This is a genomic window from Vreelandella sp. GE22 (assembly GCF_968212445.1).
The window spans coordinates 3,300,146-3,320,334 of sequence record NZ_OZ309110.1 but is presented as its reverse complement, the minus strand read 5'-3'; the positions used below and the strand labels follow the sequence as shown (position 1 = coordinate 3,320,334).

At 61.8% G+C, this 20,189-nt stretch carries 19 protein-coding genes; 16 read left to right on the top strand and 3 right to left on the bottom strand.

Features of this window, described 5'->3' with window-relative positions:
* The 6 genes from ACWHRL_RS15560 to ACWHRL_RS15535 all read left to right on the top strand — a co-directional run bounded on the left by ACWHRL_RS15560 (position 1) and on the right by ACWHRL_RS15535 (position 5,246).
* Positions 1–1,170, top strand: a complete 1,170-nt coding sequence (locus tag ACWHRL_RS15560) for an AAA family ATPase (RefSeq protein ID WP_447894385.1) — start codon at positions 1–3, stop codon at positions 1,168–1,170.
* Between the two features lie 68 nt (positions 1,171–1,238).
* Positions 1,239–2,480, top strand: a complete 1,242-nt coding sequence (locus ACWHRL_RS15555) for a CpaF family protein (protein ID WP_447529972.1) — start codon at positions 1,239–1,241, stop codon at positions 2,478–2,480.
* The gene (locus ACWHRL_RS15550) at positions 2,473–3,357 is read left to right on the top strand and encodes a type II secretion system F family protein (protein ID WP_447894384.1); all 885 of its coding nucleotides are present in this window, start codon (positions 2,473–2,475) and stop codon (positions 3,355–3,357) included. Before ACWHRL_RS15555 ends, ACWHRL_RS15550 begins: the two co-directional genes overlap by 8 nt.
* 2 nt (positions 3,358–3,359) lie before the next feature.
* Positions 3,360–4,235, top strand: a complete 876-nt coding sequence (locus ACWHRL_RS15545) for a type II secretion system F family protein (RefSeq protein WP_447894383.1) — start codon at positions 3,360–3,362, stop codon at positions 4,233–4,235.
* Positions 4,235–4,903: a tetratricopeptide repeat protein gene (locus ACWHRL_RS15540; protein WP_447894382.1), complete on the top strand. Its 669-nt coding sequence runs from the start codon at positions 4,235–4,237 to the stop codon at positions 4,901–4,903. Before ACWHRL_RS15545 ends, ACWHRL_RS15540 begins: the two co-directional genes overlap by 1 nt.
* A gap of 31 nt (positions 4,904–4,934) precedes the next feature.
* Complete coding sequence (locus tag ACWHRL_RS15535) at positions 4,935–5,246, top strand: DUF3613 domain-containing protein (RefSeq protein WP_447894381.1); 312 nt, start codon at positions 4,935–4,937, stop codon at positions 5,244–5,246.
* On the opposite strand, the gene ACWHRL_RS15530 is transcribed toward ACWHRL_RS15535, so the two are convergent.
* Genes ACWHRL_RS15530 through map form a run of 3 tightly spaced genes read right to left on the bottom strand, consistent with a single transcriptional unit; the run spans position 5,243 to position 9,250 of the window.
* Positions 5,243–5,773, bottom strand: a complete 531-nt coding sequence (locus tag ACWHRL_RS15530) for a prepilin peptidase (protein ID WP_447894380.1) — start codon at positions 5,771–5,773, stop codon at positions 5,243–5,245. The two genes, ACWHRL_RS15535 and ACWHRL_RS15530, sit on opposite strands and share 4 nt — an antisense overlap.
* A 13-nt stretch (positions 5,774–5,786) precedes the next feature.
* The gene (locus tag ACWHRL_RS15525; RefSeq protein WP_447894379.1) at positions 5,787–8,462 is read right to left on the bottom strand and encodes a [protein-PII] uridylyltransferase; all 2,676 of its coding nucleotides are present in this window, start codon (positions 8,460–8,462) and stop codon (positions 5,787–5,789) included.
* Positions 8,462–9,250: a type I methionyl aminopeptidase gene (map, locus tag ACWHRL_RS15520; RefSeq protein WP_447894378.1), complete on the bottom strand. Its 789-nt coding sequence runs from the start codon at positions 9,248–9,250 to the stop codon at positions 8,462–8,464. Before map ends, ACWHRL_RS15525 begins: the two co-directional genes overlap by 1 nt.
* A gap of 328 nt (positions 9,251–9,578) precedes the next feature.
* Between map and rpsB the strand changes: the two genes are divergently transcribed.
* From rpsB to ACWHRL_RS15470, 10 genes are all read left to right on the top strand, one after another.
* Positions 9,579–10,328, top strand: a complete 750-nt coding sequence (gene rpsB / locus ACWHRL_RS15515) for a 30S ribosomal protein S2 (protein WP_447529964.1) — start codon at positions 9,579–9,581, stop codon at positions 10,326–10,328.
* Positions 10,329–10,552: 224 nt separating this feature from the next.
* Positions 10,553–11,422, top strand: a complete 870-nt coding sequence (gene tsf / locus ACWHRL_RS15510) for a translation elongation factor Ts (RefSeq protein ID WP_447529963.1) — start codon at positions 10,553–10,555, stop codon at positions 11,420–11,422.
* A gap of 123 nt (positions 11,423–11,545) precedes the next feature.
* Positions 11,546–12,313, top strand: a complete 768-nt coding sequence (gene pyrH, locus ACWHRL_RS15505) for a UMP kinase (protein ID WP_447529962.1) — start codon at positions 11,546–11,548, stop codon at positions 12,311–12,313.
* Positions 12,314–12,317: 4 nt separating this feature from the next.
* Positions 12,318–12,875: a ribosome recycling factor gene (gene frr / locus ACWHRL_RS15500; protein WP_447529961.1), complete on the top strand. Its 558-nt coding sequence runs from the start codon at positions 12,318–12,320 to the stop codon at positions 12,873–12,875.
* Between the two features lie 85 nt (positions 12,876–12,960).
* Positions 12,961–13,746 carry a polyprenyl diphosphate synthase gene (gene uppS / locus ACWHRL_RS15495; protein WP_447529960.1) on the top strand — a complete coding sequence of 262 codons (786 nt, stop codon included), beginning with the start codon at positions 12,961–12,963 and terminating at the stop codon, positions 13,744–13,746.
* Positions 13,739–14,560, top strand: a complete 822-nt coding sequence (locus ACWHRL_RS15490; RefSeq protein WP_447529959.1) for a phosphatidate cytidylyltransferase — start codon at positions 13,739–13,741, stop codon at positions 14,558–14,560. The genes uppS and ACWHRL_RS15490 overlap by 8 nt, the downstream gene beginning before the upstream one ends.
* A complete protein-coding gene (gene ispC, locus ACWHRL_RS15485; RefSeq protein WP_447894377.1) occupies positions 14,557–15,762 on the top strand; it encodes a 1-deoxy-D-xylulose-5-phosphate reductoisomerase in 1,206 nt (401 codons plus the stop codon). Before ACWHRL_RS15490 ends, ispC begins: the two co-directional genes overlap by 4 nt.
* Before the next feature lie 19 nt (positions 15,763–15,781).
* Positions 15,782–17,140 (top strand): RIP metalloprotease RseP, encoded by a 1,359-nt coding sequence (rseP, locus tag ACWHRL_RS15480; protein ID WP_447529957.1) that lies wholly within the window; start codon positions 15,782–15,784, stop codon positions 17,138–17,140.
* A gap of 98 nt (positions 17,141–17,238) precedes the next feature.
* Positions 17,239–19,590, top strand: coding sequence for an outer membrane protein assembly factor BamA (gene bamA / locus ACWHRL_RS15475; protein ID WP_447529956.1), 2,352 nt, complete (start codon positions 17,239–17,241; stop codon positions 19,588–19,590).
* Between the two features lie 63 nt (positions 19,591–19,653).
* Positions 19,654–20,151, top strand: coding sequence for an OmpH family outer membrane protein (locus ACWHRL_RS15470; protein WP_447529955.1), 498 nt, complete (start codon positions 19,654–19,656; stop codon positions 20,149–20,151).
* Positions 20,152–20,189 lie beyond the last annotated feature (38 nt).

Below are 20,189 nucleotides of genomic sequence, written 5' to 3'. Positions count from 1 at the left end.
ATGCAGATATTCATGGTATGCGGCTGCGGCGACGCAGAGATTAGCTGGCTTCAAGCGACCCTGGTTGAGCAGACCCGGCTGGTGCCGGTAACCCCTCAGCTAGAGGCAATTATCGGCCTGGCCGATCAGATGGGCAGTGGCCTCCTCTTTTTCTATATCGACCCAAGTAACAGCGACATGGCGCTTTTGGTGATCGAGGGCGTGGTCGAGTCGCGCCCGGATCTCGCCGTCGTCGCCGTCGGGGAGAGCGCCGAGAACGCGTTGGTGCTGGGTGCGATGCGCGCCGGCGCGCGGGACTACCTGACCGTGGGTCAGCGCCGCAGTGAGGTGCAAAGCCTCATGCGTCGGTTGCTTCGAAAACAGCCTTCGATCATCGGTGGAAGCTCCGGTCCCCGCGCCAACGTGGTGGTGTTGGAGGGCACGGACGCCACGGCGGATACGACCTGGGTGGCCGCCCATCTGGCGCTATCAGTGGCCGAACAGCATTCGCCGGTTTTGTTGATCGATGCCGCCCCCGGGCTTGGCGAGCTGGAGGCGCTTTTGAACCTGAAATGCAGCTTTGGCGTCGAGGACGCCATGAGCTCTGCCCAGCGTATCGACAGCGCGGTCATCGCCAACGTGTTTACCCAGCACGAAAGCGGGCTCTTCGTACTGCCGCTGCTCCAGGACGAGCGCTATCCCGAGCACTACAGCTACGCGGAAGCGATCCTTTTGTTGGGGGTTTTGCGCCAGCACTTCGCCTTTATCGTGATCAACGCGTGCGGCCAGGCGGACAGCGGTTTTTTGCGCGCCCTGGCAAGCGCGGCGGACCAGGTGCTTTGGTACGTCCAGCAGAGCGTGCCCTGCAGCCGTCGTAATCTGGAGCGGCTACAGCGCTACAAGACGGAAGGCATTTCTCTGAACCGCCTGGGCTTGCTGGTGGACCGCCATTTACCCAGCGTCTCGCCAACGCCAGAGGTGCTGGCGGACACCTTCGCCACGCCACTTGCCGCGGTGCTGCCGGCACTAGCGGAACAGCGGCTCAATAGTCTCAACCAGGGCGTGCCGCTGTTTGAATTGGCGCCCCACAGTGAACTCTCCAGAGCGTTGCGGCGCCTGGCCAAAACGTTATTGCCCGAGCCGGTAGAAGAGTGTCGAGGGCGTTGGCGATGGCCCCGGCTACGGCGCTAACCCCCGGCCAGGTATCGGTTTGGGAGAGGTCATGAGGGTTTTGTATTGCACACCAAAGAGGACGTCTTATGGAGCGAGTGGGCCGCCAGCAGCTTTTTCAGCTTAAAGAGCGTTTGCACCGCTACCTGATCGATCAGCTAGGGGATGAAGGCTCTAACCTGGTCGAAGGCAGCCGGCATGAGCTCAGGCGGTTTCTGGCCGTGCATATTCAGTCCTTTACCCGGCTTCATCAACTGGCGGTGTCGGGCTATGAGATCGACCGGCTTACCGAGGAGATGATCGACGAGCTCACCGGCTTCGGCCCGCTGGAAATGCTGCTCAGTGATCCCAGCGTGACGGAGATCCTGGTCAACGGCTGTGAGCGTATTTTCGTCGAACGCCGTGGGGTGTTGTCGCAAAGCGATTTGCAGTTCGTCGATGATCATCACCTTCAGCGCGTCATTCAGCGCATTCTTGCCCCGCTTGGGCGGCGGCTGGACGAATCCTCGCCCATGGTCGACGCCCGCCTGCCGGATGGCAGCCGGGTCAATGCGGTGATTCCTCCCATCGCCCTGGACGGCGCCTGTCTTTCGGTGCGTAAGTTTCGTAAGGACATGCTGCAAAGCAAGGAGCTGGTCGGCGCCGGCTCGCTCAACGAGGACATGTTGGCGTTTCTCGAGTGCGCGGTGAAAAGGCGCTGCAATATCGTCATCAGCGGGGGCACCGGGACGGGTAAAACCACCATGCTGAACCTGTTGAGCAGCCTGATCGATCAGCGCGAGCGCCTGGTGACCATCGAGGACACCGCGGAGCTTCAGCTCAAGCACGGTCACGTCGTGCGTTTGGAGACGCGCCCACCCAACGCGGATGGCCACGGCGAGGTGACCGCTCGAAACCTGGTGCGCAACGCGCTGCGCATGCGCCCCGACCGGATCATTCTGGGCGAAACCCGCGGGGTCGAGGTGCTCGATGTGCTCTCGGCGATGAACACCGGCCACGAAGGGTCGATGACCTCGATACACGCCAACAGCGCCGGCGATTCATTACTACGTATCGAAACCCTGGTGGGGCTTTCCGGCGTTCAGGTGCCCGAGAGTACCGTGCGCCGCTCGATCGCCTCGGCGATCGAGGTGATCATTCAACTGTCCCGTTTGCCCAACGGCCAGCGCTGTATCAGTGAGATCATCGAGCTTGGCGGGTTGGAGCAGGGCAATTACGTCACCAACCTGCTGTTTCGCTACGACCGGCACCAGCAGAGCTTTGTGCAAAACAGCACCCAGGTGGTCAACGAAAAACTCCAGGGCGCATTACCGGGGGCGAGCGGTGGGTAGCGTAGCGCTTTTGTTGATGGTGGGCAGCCTCTTGCTGCTAGGGGCCGGGCTTTTGTTGGTGAGCTTAAGCCGCCGCCAGGCGGTGGGCGAGCGCGTGGGCCAGCGACTCCAAAGCGAGCGCACACCCATGACCCGCCGCGAGCGCCGACCCAGAGGCGTGGCGCGCTGGCTAAGCCAGACCGGGCTCGAACTGCCCCCCTGGGTGGTGGCGGTGGCAACGTCCCTGGTGCTTCTGCTGGCGCTGATGCTGACCCAAATTAGCTGGGTGCTGCCGCCGATTGCGCTCGTCTTGATAACGCTAGTGGTCTATCTCGTTGGACAGTGGCGGGCGCAAAGGCGCCTGGAGCGTATGATCGCTCAGCTGCCGACGCTTTTGGATCATATGATACGCAGTATCAAATCCGGTAGAACCTTGAATGATGCCATGCTGCTTGCCATGAAGCGCTGCCCCGACCCGCTCAACCAGGCGATACAAACCGTTCGCCGGGATATTGAGCTTGGCATGCCGATGGCCGAAGCGGTCAACGAGTTTGCCGAGGATTACCCCCGGGAGGAGTTTTACATGCTGGCGTTGGGGGTTCAGGTCAATCAGCGCTATGGCGGCAACTCCACCGATATGCTCAATAACCTGATCATGATCATCCGCGACCGGGAGCAGGCCAGCCGTCAGTTGAGTGCCATGACCGGCGAGACGCGTATCAGCGCAGTGGTATTGGCCGGCTTACCCCTCGCCATAGGGAGCTATATTTTGATGACGAACCCGACGCTCATACTCGACATGTGGGCAACGACGGCCGGTAAGGCCATGCTGCTGCTTTCTTTAACGCTACAAGTGACCGGCTGCACGCTCTTGTGGCGTATGTTGAAGAGTATGTAACCATGACGCTTTTGACCCTTAGTGCGTTACTTTTTTTTGCCGCGGCGGGCCTGGTGGGCTATGTGTTGCTCACCCGGCGCTGGAAAGCGGCCATGATTGCCCAGCGCATCGCGGTGGCCGATACCCCTGGCCGCGTATCGCGGCGTACGCTGCTGGGGGAGCTTGCCTACCTGGATGGCAAGCTGGACGCGGAAGTTCCGAAGTTGATGGAGCAGTTGAGCTGGCGCGGCGCCGACCAGCGGGCCACCTATTACGCGTTTCAGCTGGGCGTGCCGATCGCGGCCGGCGTACTGGCCACTCTCGTCACCGCGCTTTGGGGCGATGGCCCATCGCTGTTGGCGGTGTTCATCGCCGCGGCGCTCGGTTTTTTTCTGCCCAAGCGCTGGCTCAAAAAGCAGGTCGCAAAGCGCCACGCCGCGATTAGCGAAGAGGTGTCGGCGATGCTGCCGCTTTTGCGCATGCTCTTCGAGGTGGGCATGACCGTGGATCAGTCGCTGCGGGTGCTCTCTCGGGAGGGAGAGCACATTCTGCCCGAGCTTTCCCGGGAACTCCGGCGCGTGCTCAGCCGCGTCGACGCCGGCCTCGACCTGGCCACTGAGCTCAGCGTCATGGCCGAAAGGCTGGATGTGGATCCGCTCAACGACTGCATGGTGATTCTCGAGCAGTTGATACGCCAAGGCGGTGGGGCGGTCGCCTCGCTCATTTCGCTCAAGGAGCTTTTTCACGACCGGCGCATCACCGACCAGCAGGAGAAGGTCTCCAAGCTTTCGGCCAAGATGTCCGGGGCGATGGTCTTGTTTCTCTTTCCAGCGCTGCTGATTATTCTGGCAGGGCCTGGCTTTATGGCCATTTTTGCCGCGATATCGGGGATGAATTGATGAACCATGTTTTAGCGAGCGCCACGGTGCTTTTCGCACTGGCGCTTTCCGGCTGTGCCGGGGTGTCCTCGACGGCGGGCGCGGCGGTCGACGCGTGCCGCCAACTGGCGCCGGAACAGCAGCTCGCCGTCGAGCTCGCCAACGACATGGCCGAGCAGGGGAGGCCCCATGCGGCGCTGGCCCACCTCGAGCAGCTGCCCGAGTCGATTGCCGAGGTGCGCCTGCGCAAGGCGCAAATTTTGCGTCAGTTGAAGGACCCCGAAGCGCAAGCGCTCTACCGCTCGCTGCTCGACAGCTGCGTGGCCGCCGAGGCGCACCAGGGCCTTGGCCAGGTAGCCGTCGTTGCCGCCGACTTCGATCAGGCGCTCGCCCATATGCGCGAAGCGGCCAGGCTCTACCCCGCCAGTTTCAAGATCCGTAACGACCTGGGCTTCGTTCATCTACAGCGTCGCGAGCTCGAAAAAGCGCGGTTCGAGTTCATGACCGCGCTGGAGTTAAGCCAGGACGACGCGCTGCCGCTGGAGAATTTGATGACGCTGCTGATCTATCAGCAGCGACCCCAGGCCGCGAGCGCGCTGCTGGGCAACGGGCGGGGGACGCCCCTACAGTACCAGCGCGCCGAAACCCGCGCCCACCAGATGCAGCTGGACGATCAGCAGCGCCGTTAAGTCCATGCGCCGCTACAAGGGAGATAAAGAAATGGCATATTGCAAGGTAGGTAGCCTGCGGGGCGCCCAAGCCAAGGGCGTCGGTCGGGGGGTGGTCGCGCTGGTGGCCGCGCCTTTGATGGTCGCCCTGTTAAGCGGCTGCGCGGGCCCGGGCAAGCATTCGATGACCGCGGCGGATAACTGGCTACAGGTTCAGCGCCAGGGCCACCAGGCATCGCTTACGCCCCAGTCCCTTTCACCCCGGGAGCAGGAGCTTGCTCATCGGCGCTGGCTTGATAGCTTCAACCACCCCATTCCCGAACGCTACGCAAGCGATACCGCCGGCGGTTTCAGCGGCAACTAGCCGGTGAAGCTGATGGCCCCTAGCACCAGTAGCACGAGCGCCAGCGCAATGAAGGGGGCGTAGGCATAGTAGCCCGGTTCATCTGGGGCTTGAACGAGAGGGTCCTGGGTGTGATCGCGCGGCGGCGGGCAAATCCCCGGTGCGTAGTGCGCAAGGGCCGCCCGGTTTTTTGCCGGCAAGCGCCGCGCAAGGGTGTGCCACACGACGAGCAGCGCCGCCGTTAGCGCCACTACCGCCAGCAGCCCCGTCGTGCCCAAGCAGAGGCCGAGGGCAGCCAGCAGTTTGACGTCGCCTCCGCCCAGTACCCCCTTTACGTGGCCGGGAATGGCGAGCAGCAGCGCGCCCCCCACCCCGAACAGCGCCTGGGGCCAGGCCACCCCGATCAGGCTTTCGCCGGTCACGGCCAGCCACCCCGCGGCGAGCAGCAAAAACGGATACGCGAGGCGGTTAGCGATCTGTCGTTTCCGAAGATCCATGTAGGCCACGGCCAGCACCCATACGAATAGAAGCGCTATACCCGGCGCCACCGGTGCTCCTCGCTCACACGCCCAGCTCCTCGATCAAACGCTCGCGCAGGCGCTGCTGGCGCGTCGGGTCGGTCAGCGCCTCGCCCGCTTTGGTGGTGATGAAGAACACGTCCTCGACCCGCTCGCCAAGGGTTGCGATCTTGGCCGTAGAAAGCGCGATGTCCTGTTCCATGAAGATGCGCCCCACCCGGGCGAGAAGGCCCGGGCGGTCCGGGGCGGTCAGCTCCAAAAGGGTGCGCTCGTTGGCCGGGTCCTGCTCGATGATCACTTCCGTTGGTACCTTGAAGTGCTTGAGCTGGCGCGGGGTATGCCGGGTGACGATCTGCGGGTAGTCGTCCGGGTCGTCGAGTTCCTCGACCAGGTGGCTGCGCATCTCTTCGATACGATCAAAATCGCGAATCGGCTGGCCCTGGCTGTCCAACACGATGAAGGTGTTGAGCGTCCAGTCGTTGTGCGAAGTCGCGATACGCGCGTCGTGAATCGAAAGCCCCAACTGCTCCATGGCCGCGGCGGTGGCGGCGAACAGATCGTCCACCGAGCGGGTGTGGATAAACACCTTGGTGCCGCCTTCGGCCATGTCCTCGGTGGGCGCACTGATCAACACCAGCGGAAGCAGGGAGGGCTGGTGGGCGAGAATGCCCTGGGCCTGCCAGACGATCTCGCTGGGCGCGTACTGTAGAAAGTAGTCCTCACCCAGCGACTCCCAAAGAGTGTCGATCTGTTCGCTGGCCACCCCCAGGTTCTGCAAAAGCGACCGCGCTTCACAGCGGGTTTCGCGGATCCAGTCGTCCCGGTCCGGCGGGTTTTTGAGCCCGCGGCGCAGCGCGCGCTTGGTTTCCGCGTAGAGCTGGCGCAAAAGCGACGCCCGCCAGCCGTTCCAGAGCGTGGGGTTGGTGGCGTTGATATCCGCCACGGTGAGCACGTAAAGATAATCCAGGCGGGTTTCGTTGCGCACCACCAGGGCGAAGTCGCGAATCACGTCCGGGTCGCTGATGTCCCGCTTTTGCGCGGTCATCGACATCAAAAGGTGATGCTCAACCAGCCACTTCACCAGGTTGGTGTCGTGCAGCGAGACGTGGTGGCGGCGGCAGAACTGCTCGACATCGAGGGCGCCGATGATCGAGTGGTCGCCGCCGCGGCCCTTGCCGATATCGTGATAAAGCCCGGCGATCCACAAAAGCTCGAGTTTGGGCAACTGGTGGATCAGCGGGGCGGCGACCGGAAAGTCCGCCTTGGCTTCGGGTTTTCTAAAACCGTTCAAAAACTTGAGCAGGCGCAGGGTGTGCGCGTCGACGGTATAGATATGGAAAAGATCGTGCTGCATCAGGCCGACCGCGCGGCCGAACTCCGGCAGGTATTTGCCCAGAATGCCGTAGCGGTTCATGCGCCGGAGCTGGCGCGGTACGTTACCCGGCGAGCGGATGATCGCCATGAACAGGCGCTGATGGTGCGGGTCGTCGCGGTAGTGGTCGTCGATCTGGTGGCGGTGGTCGCGAATCAGCCGGATGGTGTCGGCGCGCACCCCTTCGATCTCCGGGTGCTCGGCCATCAGCAGGAAAAGCTCGAGCATCGCCTCGGGGTGGTCGCGAAACAGGCTGCGCGAGCGCGCCTGAATGTAGCCGCCCTTGGTCTCGAAGCGCTCGTTGAGCGTGACCGTTTCGAGTTCTTCCTTGCCGCGCAGAATGACCTCGTCGAAGTGCTGCAGCAGCATGTCGTTGAGCCCGGCAAGGGCCGTGACGTGACGATAATAACGCTTCATGAACTGCTCGACGGCCAGGCGCTCCGGCGTATCGCGAAAGCCGAACATCAAGGCAATGGTGCGCTGATGATCGAACAGCAATCGGTCCTCGGCGCGGCCAGTGAGCATGTGCAGGGCATAGCGCACCTGCCATAAAAAGGCCTGGCCTTGGCTTAGAATGCGAAGCTCCGCGTCGTTCATGAAGCCGTTGGCGACGATATCGGCGTACTGTTCGGCATCGAAGTGGCGCTTGGCGACCCAGCCGATCATTTGAATGTCGCGAAGCCCGCCCGGGGAGCTTTTAAGGTTCGGCTCCAGGTGGTACTCGGAGTTGTTGTAGCGGTAGTGGCGGGTGATCTGCTCTTGCCACTTGGCCTCGAAAAAACGATCCGCCGGCCACAGATTCGCCGGGCTCAGGCGGCTTCGCATCGCCTCGCGCAGTCGCTTCGGGCCTGCGACCAGGCGTGATTCGAGCAGGTTGGTGATCACCGTCACGTCGTCTCGCGCCTCGCGCTCGCAGTCATTGAGCGAGCGCACGCTGTGGCCGATCTCCAGGCCAATATCCCATAAAAAGGTGATAAAGGCGGTGAGCGGCTCGCGATAAGCGCTGTCGTCGTCTCGCTCCAAGAGCAGCAGCAGATCGATATCGGAGTGGGGGTGAAGCTCGCCGCGCCCATAGCCGCCTACAGCCACCAGGGCGATGGCGTCATCCGGCCAGGCGTGGCGCTCCCAGGCGATGGCCAGCAGTTGGTCCAGGTACCAGGCGCGCCCGCGCACCAAATCGCGGATGTCACCGCCGGCCCGAAACTGCTCGTCCAGGCGCGCTTGCAGTTGCTTGAGCGCCGCCTTGAACGGGGCCACCGGCGAGCGCGTGCCGGCGAGTTCCGCGCGAAATGCCTTAAGATCGAACAGGGTAGCGTCCGGCTCGAACCGGTGGTGGTGTAAGAGCATCAGTTCAAGAAGCTGAAATCTTCGTCGCTGCGCGCGGTCAGCACGTCAACGCCGCTTTCGGTGACCAGCAGCGTGTGCTCCCACTGGGCGGACAGGCTCTTGTCCTTGGTGACCGCGGTCCAGCCGTCGCGCAGTACCTTGGTCTTGTAGCCGCCGACGTTGATCATCGGCTCGATGGTGAAGCACATGCCGGGTTCCAGCGCGATATCCGCACTCGGCGCGTAGCCGTCGTAGTGAAGAAACTGCGGGTCTTCGTGAAAGCCGGCACCGATACCGTGGCCGCAGAAGTCGCGTACCACCGAGTAGCCGTTGCTTTCGGCGTGCTTTTGAATGGTGCGCGCAAGCTCGGAAAGATGCACGCCGGGTTTGACTTGGGCGATGCTCTTGTAAAGGCACTCCTGGGTCACGCGACACAGGCGCTCGCCCTGGATGGTCTCGCCGATGATGAACATCATGCTGGAATCACCGTGGTAGCCGTCGGCGGTTTTGACGGTGATGTCCAGGTTCATGATGTCGCCGTTTTTCAGCTTCTTGCTGAAGTCCGGGAAGCCGTGACACACCACGTGGTTCAGCGAAATGCAGGTGGCGTGGGTATAGCCGTGGTAGTTCAGCGGTGCAGGTTGTGAGCCCAGCTCATCGACGATGTACTCGTGACAGCGCTTGTCGATCTCGCCGGTGGTGACGCCTGCGGCTATAAAGGGCGTGATCATTTCAAAAACGCTGGCCGCCTGACGGCCGGCTTCGCGCATTTTTTCGATTTCTTCCGCTGTCTTGATTGGAACGTTCATGACTTCTCGATATGGCGTGTTGGGTCGGGAGTAGGCGCAAACCCATGGGTGCGACTTCATCTTGACAATGATATATGGTATAAAGCCGCGCGCTTTCCTGCAATCGCCATCCCGTAATCGCCCCGCGATCGAGCCGGCGGCGGGCAAGCGTACAAGAGGAAGCCCTGCGGATATCCCGTGAGGCTAAACAGCAAGCCTTGAAAACACACATGCACCGGCACATGGTCCCGGGTGCCTTTAGCCTCGCTAGACGCCGATTCAGCGTCGAGACTATCGGTCGGATCCATGGGGTGCGTGGAGGCCTAACCCGAGTTTCAGGAGTTTTACCATGGCACACGTTAACATGCGTGACCTGCTCAAAGCAGGCGCTCACTTCGGTCACCAGACCAAATACTGGAACCCGAAGATGAGCAAGTTCATCTTTGGCGCGCGCAACAAGATTCACATCATCAACCTCGAGCACACCCTGCCGGCGCTGAACGAAGCGATCGACGTGGTCGAGAAGATGGCGGCGTCCAACAACAAGATTTTGTTCGTTGGTACCAAGCGCAGCGCCAGCAAGGTCATCAAGGAAGAAGCCAACCGCGTTAGCCAGCCGTTCGTCAACCATCGCTGGTTGGGCGGCATGTTGACCAACTTCAAAACGATCCGTCAGTCCATCAAGCGTCTGCGCGAGCTTGAGACCATGCACGAAGACGGCACGTTCGCGAAGCTGACCAAGAAAGAAGTTCTGATGGCGACCCGCGAGCAAGAAAAGCTCGAGCGCTCCATCGGCGGTATCAAGGAAATGGGCGGCCTGCCGGACGCGCTGTTCGTAATCGACGTCGATCATGAGCGTATCGCGATCAACGAAGCCAACAAGCTGGGTATCCCGGTCATTGGCGTGGTCGATACCAACTCCAACCCCGATGGCGTGGATTACGTCATTCCGGGTAACGACGACTCCATCCGCGCGATCCAGATCTACGTGAAGGCGATTGCCGACGCGTGTGGCCGCGCTAAAGAAGGTCGTCCGGACGAGTTCGTTGAAGTAACCGACGAGCAGGCGTCCGCCGAAACCGACGCCGCGGCCGAGTAATACGGTCACGGTGGATGCGGCGGGCAGTCTAGCCGCATCGCGTGAAGGGGGCTTTGGCCCCCTTTTGCCCGCTTGGCGGGCCGATTACGCCAGGTTTGACGCCGGCATACGCACTACAAACGATGATCTGCGCTGAACGGGCAGTGATACAAAGCGGTCATACGCCTTGTCTATACTTTGTAGCGCGTCTAACTCTCAAGAATCCTTTCAGAGGTGAATTTCTCATGGCAGCTATCAGCGCCTCTCAGGTTAAAGAACTGCGCGAACGTACCGGTCTTGGCATGATGGAGTGCAAAAAAGCACTCACCGAAACCGGTGGCGATATCGAAGTGGCAATCGAGAACCTGCGCAAGAACTCGGGTCTCAAAGCCGCTAAGAAAGCCGACCGTGTCGCCGCCGAAGGCGCCGTGGTGACCCGCGTTGCCGACGACGGCAGCTACGGTGTAATGGTCGAGATCAACTCCGAGACCGACTTCGTTTCGCGCGATGAAAACTTCATCAATTTCGCTAAAAAGGTCGCCGACGCCTTCTTCGCCGCTAAAAGCGAAGACGTGGCCGCGGTCACCGAAGGCGAAATCGAAACCGAACGTGAGCAGCTCGTTCAGAAAATCGGCGAGAACATCGGCGTGCGTCGTGCCGTCGTTGTCGATGCCGTCGAAGGCGGCCTGGTGGGCGAATACGTCCATGGCGGTCGTATCGGCGTGTTGACCGTACTGACCGGCGGCGACAGCGAAACCGCTAAAGGCGTTGCGATGCACGTGGCGGCGATCAACCCGAGTGTTTCTCACCCGGAAGATATGCCCCAGGCCGAGCTCGACGAAGAGAAAGCGATCATCCTGGCCCAGCCCGACATGGCCGGCAAGCCCGAGCAGATCGCCGAGAAGATGGTTCAAGGCCGTTTGAAGAAGTACCTGGCCGAGAACAGCCTGACCCAGCAGGCCTTCGTCAAAGACCCTAACCAGACCGTTGCCGAGTTCGTAAAGGCCGCCGGTGGTGAAGTGGTCCGCTTTACGCGCTTCGAAGTGGGCGAGGGTATCGAGAAAGAAGAAGTCGACTTCGCTAAAGAGGTAATGGAACAGGCTGGCCGCCGCTAAGGTCGCAGGTTCCCGTTCGATAATGGCGTGCGCGTAAGCGCACGCCATTGTGTATCCGGCCTTTGCGTTCGGCCCTTAAAAGGACCTGCTACCCCCCTTTGTTCTTTATCCTGGAGAGATGCCATGTCACGTGATGTTCAAGAAGCCAACCCCATCGCCGGTAAAATGGATAAATCGAAATCCAAGTACAAGCGTATCTTGCTCAAGCTTTCGGGCGAGGCGCTGATGGGCGAGCACGATTTTGGTATCGACCCGGCGGTGCTGGATCGCATGGCGCTGGAGATCGGACAGCTCGTGGGCATCGGTGTCCAGGTGGGGATCGTGATCGGAGGCGGTAATCTGTTTCGCGGAGCGGCGCTCAACGAAGCAGGTATGGACCGGGTAACCGGCGATCACATGGGAATGCTGGCAACGGTGATGAATGCACTGGCGATGCGTGACGCTTTGGAGCGTTCCAACATCCGCTCGCGGGTGATGTCAGCGATTCCCATGAGTGGCGTGGTGGAGCATTACGACCGCCGCACGGCGATTCGCTATTTGACCTCCGGCGACGTCGTGCTGTTTTCCGCCGGCACCGGCAACCCGTTCTTTACGACCGACTCGGCCGCGTGCCTGCGCGGTATCGAAGTCGATGTCGATGTGGTCATTAAAGCCACCAAGGTAGACGGTGTGTACAATAAGGATCCGGTCAAGCACGCCGATGCCGTCAAGTACGAGCAGTTGACCTACGACGACGCCCTCGAGCAAAAGCTTGGCGTAATGGATTTGACCGCTATCTGCCTGGTACGTGACCATGACATGCCGGTACGTGTATTCAACATGAACAAGCCTGGCGCCTTGCTCAACCTCGTCGTAGGGGGCAAGGAAGGCACGCTGATAGACAGAGGATGAAAACGTGATTAACGACATCAAGAAAGATGCCGACGCGCGCATGCAAAAAAGTGTCGATGCGCTGCATACCAACTTCAAAAAGATCCGTACCGGCCGCGCCCACCCCAGTATTCTGGACGCCGTCACCGTGGATTATTACGGTGGCCAGGTGCCCCTCAATCAGGTGGCCTCGGTCAACGTCGAAGACGCGCGCACCCTGACCGTCTCGCCCTGGGAGCAGCCCATGGTGCCCAAGATCGAAAAAGCGATCATGACCGCCGATTTGGGCCTCAATCCGTCGAGCGCCGGTAACGTGATTCGCGTGCCGATGCCGATGCTGACCGAAGAGACGCGCAAAAGCTACATCAAGCAGGCGCGTTCCGAGGCCGAACACACCCGGGTGGCGATTCGTAACGTACGCCGCGACGCCAACGGTGATTTCAAAAATCTGCTCAAGGATAAAGAGATCACCGAAGACGATCAGCGCCAAGGGGAAGACGAGATCCAGAAGCTGACCGATAAGTACATTGCCGACATCGAAAAGGCCCTGGCCGCCAAAGAGCAGGATTTGATGCAGGTGTAGTCGTGTCTTTTATTACGCCCGGCGCGGTTGGCCGCCCCGGGCGATTGTATGGCTTATTTATGACTGAACGTTGGTGCGAGAACTCATGACGTCGCCGCAGTTTCCGACCCAGGCGCCGTGCGACGCGCTGCCTTCTCACGCCGGGGAGTCGAGCCCGTTGCATATCGCTATTATCATGGATGGTAACAACCGCTGGGCACGCGCCCGGGGGCTTTCCGGCGTACGTGGCCACCGTGCCGGCGTAGAAGCCGTGCGCGCGGTGATCCAGCGCGCCGCCGAACGCGGCATCAAGACCCTGAGCCTGTTCGCGTTCTCCAGCGAAAACTGGAAGCGCCCGGCGGCGGAGGTCAATGCGCTGATGGAGCTCTTTTTGATGGCGCTCAAGCGCGAGGTCAAAAAGCTTCACGAGCGCAATATAAGGCTTTCGGTGATCGGCGAGCAGCAGGGCTTTTCCCAGACCATACAAAAGCATATTCAGCGCGCCGAGACGCTGACCGAGAGCAACACCGGCATGCACCTGGTGATCGCCGCCAACTACGGCGGCCACTGGGACATCGCCCGGGCGAGCCGCGCGCTTGCCGAACAGGTGGCGGCGGGCACCCTCGAGCCCAGCGAAATCGACGAAACGCGCCTCGGTCAGGCGATGAATACCGCCGACGTGCCGCCGGTGGATCTGTGTATTCGCACCAGCGGCGAGCAACGGCTCTCCAACTTTTTGCTCTGGCAGCTTGCCTACGCCGAGCTCTACTTCTCCCCCTTGTTTTGGCCGGACTTCGGTGCCGCGGCGTTCGACAGCGCCCTTGACGAGTTTTTCTCGCGGCGCCGGCGCTTTGGCATGACCGATGAACAAATAGAGGCGCAAGGTGCTTAGACAGCGGATCATCACCGCAGCCTGGTTGGCGCCTCTGACGCTGATCGGCCTGTTTGGATTACAAGGCGGCGCCTTTGCGCTCTTCACCGCGCTCATCGTACTGCTGGGCGCCTGGGAGTGGACCAACCTGGCCGGCGTTACCCGCCGCTCAAAACGCCTCAAGCTGGTGGCGTTGACGGCGCTGTTCATGGCGGCCATGTGGTTAGGCGGGGCGGCCTTTGCCGCCTGGCCCTTGTGGGTCGCCGCGCTGGGCTGGGCGGTCAACTTCTTCTGGGTGGCCAACTACCCGGAGAAGCGCCAGCAGTGGCAAAGTACCACCTGGCGGCTGGCCATGGGGCTTTGGGTGCTGCTGCCGTGCTGGGTGGGCTTCAACGTTTTGCGTGAAAGCGGCGCGGTGTGGCTACTGTTCGTACTGCTGCTGGTGTGGGGCGCCGATATCGGTGCCTACTTCGCCGGGCGGCGCTTTGGCAAGCGCAAACTGGCCCCCCGGGTCAGCCCGGGCAAAACCTGGGAAGGCGTCTTCGGCGCGCTGACCGCCACTGCTATTCTGGCGCTCGGCTTTGCTTTTTGGCAGCCGATGGGCGTGACCGGCGGCCTCATCTTGATTGCGATGACGGCGCTGGTCACCTTCGTGTCGGTGCTGGGTGATCTATTGGAAAGCATGCTCAAGCGCTTTCGCGACATCAAGGACTCGAGCAATTTGCTGCCCGGCCACGGGGGCGTGCTCGATCGCATCGATAGCCTGACCGCGGCGGTTCCGTTGTTCGCGCTTCTTTACGTAGAAGTGCTTAGCGTTCAGGTCACCGCGCTATGAGCTCAGGCAATCCGCAACGCATCACGGTGCTGGGCTCGACCGGCTCGATCGGTAAAAACACGCTGGATGTGATCGCCCGCCATCCGGCGCGCTATCGCGTCCACGCGCTAACCGCCCACACCTCGAAAGAGGCGCTTTTCGAGCAGTGCAAGGTGCACCACCCGGCGGCTGCGGTACTCGACGACGCCGAAGACGCCGCCTGGCTCGAGGCCGCGCTCGAAGGAGCCGGGCTTACCACACAGGTGAGTTTTGGCGAGCAGGCGCTGTGCGCCGTCGCCCGGGACCCCCGAGTGGACACGGTGATGGCAGCGATCGTCGGTGCGGCGGGGCTTTTACCGGCCCTGGCCGCCGCTGAAGCGGGTAAGCGTATCTTGCTTGCGAACAAGGAGGCGCTGGTGATGAGCGGCGCGCTCTTCATGGACGCCGTGGCGCGCTCCGGGGCCACGCTCTTGCCGATCGACTCCGAACACAACGCAATCTATCAGTGCCTGCCGGTGGAGCACCGCGGCGGGCTCGAGCGCCACGGCGTTCGAAAGCTGTTGCTGACCGCCTCCGGGGGGCCGTTTCGCCAGTGGGAGAGCGCCGCTATCATGGCGGCGACCCCGGAGCAGGCCTGCGCGCACCCCAACTGGTCGATGGGGCGCAAGATCTCGGTCGACAGCGCCACGCTAATGAACAAGGGCCTCGAGCTGATCGAGGCGTGTTGGCTGTTCGACGCCCGCCCCGAGCAGATTCAGGTGGTGGTGCACCCACAAAGCGTGATTCACTCCATGGCGGCTTACAGCGACGGCTCGGTGATTGCCCAGCTGGGCAACCCGGATATGCGCACGCCCATTGCCTATGGGCTTGCCTGGCCCGAGCGTATCGAGGCCGGCGTGGAAACGCTCGATCTTTTCCAGGTGGCGCGGCTCGATTTCGAGGCACCGGACGAAACCCGCTTTCCCTGCCTGCGTCTTGCCCGGGAAGCCATGCAGCGCGGCGGCGCCGCCCCGGCAGTGCTGAACGCGGCCAACGAAGTCGCGGTAGAGGCCTTTCTCGACGGCCGCCTTCGCTTTGGCGCCATTGCCGAGCTGGTAGAAGGCGTCATGGCCTCGCCGCACGCGCACCGCGCGGACACCGTCGAGCAGATTTTGGCGGCGGACCAATGGGCGCGGGAGCAAGCGAGACGCTTGCTCGAAACCGCGGATACCCGCGAGGCGTGAGATCACCAAGGAGTAGCGTGTGGGGCTTGTTCAGAACGTTTTAGCGGTTATCGTCGTGCTGGGGGTGCTGGTCACCTTCCACGAGTTCGGTCATTTTTGGGTCGCCAGGCGCTGCGGCGTCAAGGTGCTGCGCTTCTCGGTCGGCTTTGGCAAGCCCTTCTGGTCGAAGACGGATCGTCACGGCACCGAGTTCGCCGTGGCCGCCATTCCCCTGGGTGGCTACGTCAAGATGCTCGACGAGCGTGAAGCGCCGGTGCCCGAGGAACAGCTCGACCAGGCCTTTAACCGTAAAAGCGTCTGGGCGCGTATCGCGATCGTCGCCGCCGGGCCGATCGCCAACTTCCTGCTTGCTTTGGTGGCCTACTGGGCGCTGTTCGTGGCCGGTACGACCACGGTCATGCCCATCGTCGGCGACGTGGTCGAGGGCTCGCCCGCTTTTGAAGCCGGCCTCCCCGAAGGCGCGGAGATCACGGCGGTCCAGAACGACCCCATGCGCTCCTGGGAAGATATCAACTTAAAGCTCGTTTCGCTGATCGGCTACAGCGGCGAGCTCGCCATCGAGGCGCGGGACAACGACACCAGCGCGCCGCGCGCCTACGCTCTGCCGGTTAATGACTATCTCGTCCGTCAGGACCCGCCCCAGCCGCTGCAGAGTTTAGGCTTCGCGCCCTGGCGCCCGGACGTACCGGCCGTGCTTGGCCCGGTGCTCGACGGTGAAGCCGCAGCCAACGCTGGGCTCGAACCCGGGGATCGGATGATCGCCATCGACGGTGAGCCCATCGCCGACTGGATGGCCTTTGTGTCGATCATTCGCGAAAGCGCCGGTCAGACGCTGGAAATACGCTATGAGCGCGACGGAGAGCCGGCAGCGTTGTCGCTGACACCGGCGCGCAAACCACTGGAGAACGGCGCCGAGGTTGGGTACATTGGCGCAGGGGTAGAGCAGATCGATTGGCCCGAAGAGCTCACACGCGAGATCCGTTTTGGGCCCGTCGAGGCAGTGGGGCAGGCGTTTTCGCGCACCGGCGGAATGATCATGCTAACCCTGGATGCGATTCGCAAGATGCTGGTGGGACTCATTTCGCCATCCAATCTTTCCGGGCCGATCACCATCGCGCAAATCTCCGGCGATTCCGCTCGGGCAGGAATGGAAGCGTTCCTGGGCTTTTTAGCGTACCTTTCCATCAGTCTCGGTGTTTTGAACCTTCTGCCTATTCCGGTACTCGATGGTGGGCACTTACTTTACTACTTCATCGAAATCGTGCGCGGACGCCCGGTTTCGGAAAAAGCCCAGGCGGTGGGGCTGCGTATCGGACTCGCCATGGTAGGGACGCTGATGGTGATGGCGCTCTACTTCGATCTGATGCGCCTTTGGTAATGACGCGTGTAGCGCGTGGGATGCCTTGTCATCCGCCTGCACAAATGTATATGGTGCCTGTTTAATAACCGGCAGACCAACGCGAGCGAACTGACTGCATGAAAATCAAGACCCTTGGAATGGCGGCACTCCTGCTGGCGGCGGCGGGTAGCGCCCAGGCACAATCCTTTGACGTTTCGGACATTCGTGTAGAAGGGCTGCAGCGGGTATCTGCCGCCTCGGTCTTCAATGCCTTTCCCGTCAGCGCCAACGACAACGTCAGCGAGCAGGAGCTGGCGGCGGCGGCGCGTAATCTGTTCGCTACCGGCCTTTTCGAAGACGTATCGCTTGCCCGGGAAGGTGACGTGCTCGTCATCCAGGTCGTCGAGCGCCCGACCATCGCGCGTTTGAACATTACCGGCAACAGTGAAATCGCCGACGACGACCTGCGCCGGGGCTTGCGCCAGTCCGGCCTTTCCGAAGGCCAGGTGCTGCAGCTCTCGACACTCGAAGAGATCCAGCGCGAGCTCGAAGGCGTCTATCAGTCCCAGGGGCGTTACAGTGCGAGCATCAGCACTGACGTTCAGGAGATCGACGAAGGCCGCGTTCAGGTCAACATCAACGTCAACGAAGGTGACGTCGCGACCATCCGTCAGATCAACATCGTCGGTAACGACGACTTCGACGACGAGACCTTGCGCAGCGTGTTCGAGCTCGAAGACCGCCCCGGGCGCATCTTTGGCTGGTTCTCCAACGACGAGTACTCCCGCGAGGCGCTGGCCGGCGATATCGAGCGGCTGCGCTCGTTCTACCTGGACCGCGGCTACATCAATTTCGACGTGACTTCGACCCAGGTCTCCATTGGCCCGCAGCAGTCCGACATCTACATTACTCTGAACGTGGATGAAGGCGAGCAGTTTCGCGTCGGTGACATCCGCTTTGCCGGTGACCTGCAAATCAGCGAAAACGAAGCGCGTCAGTTGCTGGAAGTGGAAAGCGGCGACGTCTTCTCCCGCGGTCAGGTCAACGCCTCGACCGAGGCGCTGCGAAGCCGCCTGGGCGCTGAAGGCTTCGCCTTTGCCGAGGTGCAGGGCGTGCCCGAGCAAACCGGCAGCGGCGATAGCGTGGACCTGGTGATCGCCGTCGACCCGGGCCAGCGCGCCTACGTTCGGCGTATCGAGTTTTACGGTAACACCACCACCCAGGACGAAGTGCTGCGCCGCGAGATGACCCAGATGGAGGGCGCGCCGGCCTCCACCGACTCGATCACTCAGTCGCGCCAGCGCCTCGAACGGCTCGGCTTTTTCAGCCAGGTTGAGGTCGACACCCAGCCGGTGCCCGGCCAGCCCGACCTTCTGGACGTGACCTATAACGTCGAAGAGCAGCCCTCGGGCTCGGTCTCGGCAAGCGTGGGCTTCTCGCAAAGCGCCGGTATCATCTACGGGGTGGGCCTGGCGCAGAACAATTTCCTCGGTACCGGTAACCGGGTCAACATCGGCGCTCAGCGAAGCGATACTTTCACCAGTGTCAACTTCGCCTTCACCGACCCCTACTGGACGCTGGACGGTATCTCCCGCGGCTATAACGTTTTCTACCGCGAGACCGACTACGCCGACTCCGACATTTCGACGTTCTCCACCGACGCCTACGGCGCGGGTATCAATTTCGGCTACCCGATCAGCGAGCTTTCGCGGCTCAACTTCGGCGCCAGCGTCGAGGACCTGACGGTCAAGACCTACTTCGATACGGCCTCGGAAATCCGCCGCTACGTGGAAGAGGAGGGTAAGGATGCCCAAAGCCTGAAGCTCAGCGCCAGCTGGACCCGCAACAACTTGAACCGTGGCGTCATGCCGACCGCGGGTAACTACCAGCGCCTGTCGGTGGAAGCCGGCGTGCCGGGCAGCGACGCCCAGTACTACAAGGCCCGCGCCCGCGCGCAGCAGCTCTTTCCGGTCAACGAAGAGCAAACCTGGGCGCTGAAGTTCACCGGTAATTTGGGCTACGCCGATACGCTGGGAACCAACGACCCGTTCCCGTTCTATGAAAACTTCTATGCCGGTGGTTTGGGCTCGGTGCGTGGCTACACCTCGAACACCCTGGGCCAGCGCACCACGCCAGCTCGCGAAGGCGGCCGCGACCGCACGCTTGGCGGTAACGTATTGATGGAAGGCAGCGCCGAGGTGCTCTTCCCGCTGCCCTTCGTCGAAGACCAGCGCTCGATTCAGCCGTCGCTGTTCGTGGATGCGGGTAACACCTTCCTGGACTCTTGCTACGATGTATTGGACGAAGACGCCGGACGTCAGCGCTGCAGCTCTGGCGTCGACCTGGGCGATCTGCGCTACAGCGCGGGTGTGGGCCTTGCCTGGCTAACGCCGGTAGGACCGCTTACCTTCAGCGTTGCCAAGCCGCTCAACGATGAAAGCGGCGACGACACGCAGTTCTTCCAGTTCTCGTTGGGCCAAACGTTCTAATACGCCCGTGGTCGGCCGGCGCTTGCCGGCCTGACCCGTGTCAGCTTAAGAAAAGGAGTTAGCATGCGTAAATTGACGGCCGCGGTATGTCTTCTCGGGAGCATGGCGCTTCCCGCTTTTGCCTCCGAGGTGGCGGTACTCGATTGGCGCGCTGCGCTGATGAACACGCAGTCCGCACAAACCTCGCTGAGCCAGCTGGAAGGTCAGATCGGTAGCCAACAGCGCGAAGCCCAAGGCTTGGGTAACGAGCTCCAGCAGCTTCAGCAGCGCCTGCAAAACGAAGGCGAGACCATGGGCCAGGCCCAGCGTGAATCGCTGATTGCCGAGCTTCAGCAGAAGGGCAGCCGCTTCGAGCAGCTGCGCCGCGATGTACTGCAGGCCCAGCAAAACTCCGAACAGCAGTTTCTGGAAAGCGCCGAGTCCAAGCTCGAGCAAGCCGTCGAGCAGGTGCTGGCGCGTCATAACATCGATGTGCTGGTGGAGCCCCAGGGGGTACTGCACTCCTCGACGGATCTGCCCAACGTCACCAATGAAGTCACGCAGATTTTCGACTCGCTATAAACTAATCGATGGGGTGCGGCGCTGCCGCACCCGCGCAA

What these genes read in the sequence shown, in the direction of transcription:
- ispC (WP_447894377.1), top strand. Translation starts at nt 14,557, where the DNA reads ATGAGCTCAGGCAATCCGCAACGCATCACGGTGCTGGGCTCGACCGGC.
- pyrH (WP_447529962.1), top strand. Translation starts at nt 11,546, where the DNA reads ATGTCACGTGATGTTCAAGAAGCCAACCCCATCGCCGGTAAAATGGAT.
- tsf (WP_447529963.1), top strand. Translation starts at nt 10,553, where the DNA reads ATGGCAGCTATCAGCGCCTCTCAGGTTAAAGAACTGCGCGAACGTACC.
- ACWHRL_RS15540 (WP_447894382.1), top strand. Translation starts at nt 4,235, where the DNA reads ATGAACCATGTTTTAGCGAGCGCCACGGTGCTTTTCGCACTGGCGCTT.
- ACWHRL_RS15545 (WP_447894383.1), top strand. Translation starts at nt 3,360, where the DNA reads ATGACGCTTTTGACCCTTAGTGCGTTACTTTTTTTTGCCGCGGCGGGC.
- ACWHRL_RS15525 (WP_447894379.1), bottom strand. Translation starts at nt 8,462, where the DNA reads ATGCTCTTACACCACCACCGGTTCGAGCCGGACGCTACCCTGTTCGAT.
- ACWHRL_RS15555 (WP_447529972.1), top strand. Translation starts at nt 1,239, where the DNA reads ATGGAGCGAGTGGGCCGCCAGCAGCTTTTTCAGCTTAAAGAGCGTTTG.
- map (WP_447894378.1), bottom strand. Translation starts at nt 9,250, where the DNA reads ATGAACGTTCCAATCAAGACAGCGGAAGAAATCGAAAAAATGCGCGAA.
- uppS (WP_447529960.1), top strand. Translation starts at nt 12,961, where the DNA reads ATGACGTCGCCGCAGTTTCCGACCCAGGCGCCGTGCGACGCGCTGCCT.
- ACWHRL_RS15560 (WP_447894385.1), top strand. Translation starts at nt 1, where the DNA reads ATGCAGATATTCATGGTATGCGGCTGCGGCGACGCAGAGATTAGCTGG.
- ACWHRL_RS15535 (WP_447894381.1), top strand. Translation starts at nt 4,935, where the DNA reads ATGGCATATTGCAAGGTAGGTAGCCTGCGGGGCGCCCAAGCCAAGGGC.
- ACWHRL_RS15470 (WP_447529955.1), top strand. Translation starts at nt 19,654, where the DNA reads ATGCGTAAATTGACGGCCGCGGTATGTCTTCTCGGGAGCATGGCGCTT.
- bamA (WP_447529956.1), top strand. Translation starts at nt 17,239, where the DNA reads ATGAAAATCAAGACCCTTGGAATGGCGGCACTCCTGCTGGCGGCGGCG.
- rpsB (WP_447529964.1), top strand. Translation starts at nt 9,579, where the DNA reads ATGGCACACGTTAACATGCGTGACCTGCTCAAAGCAGGCGCTCACTTC.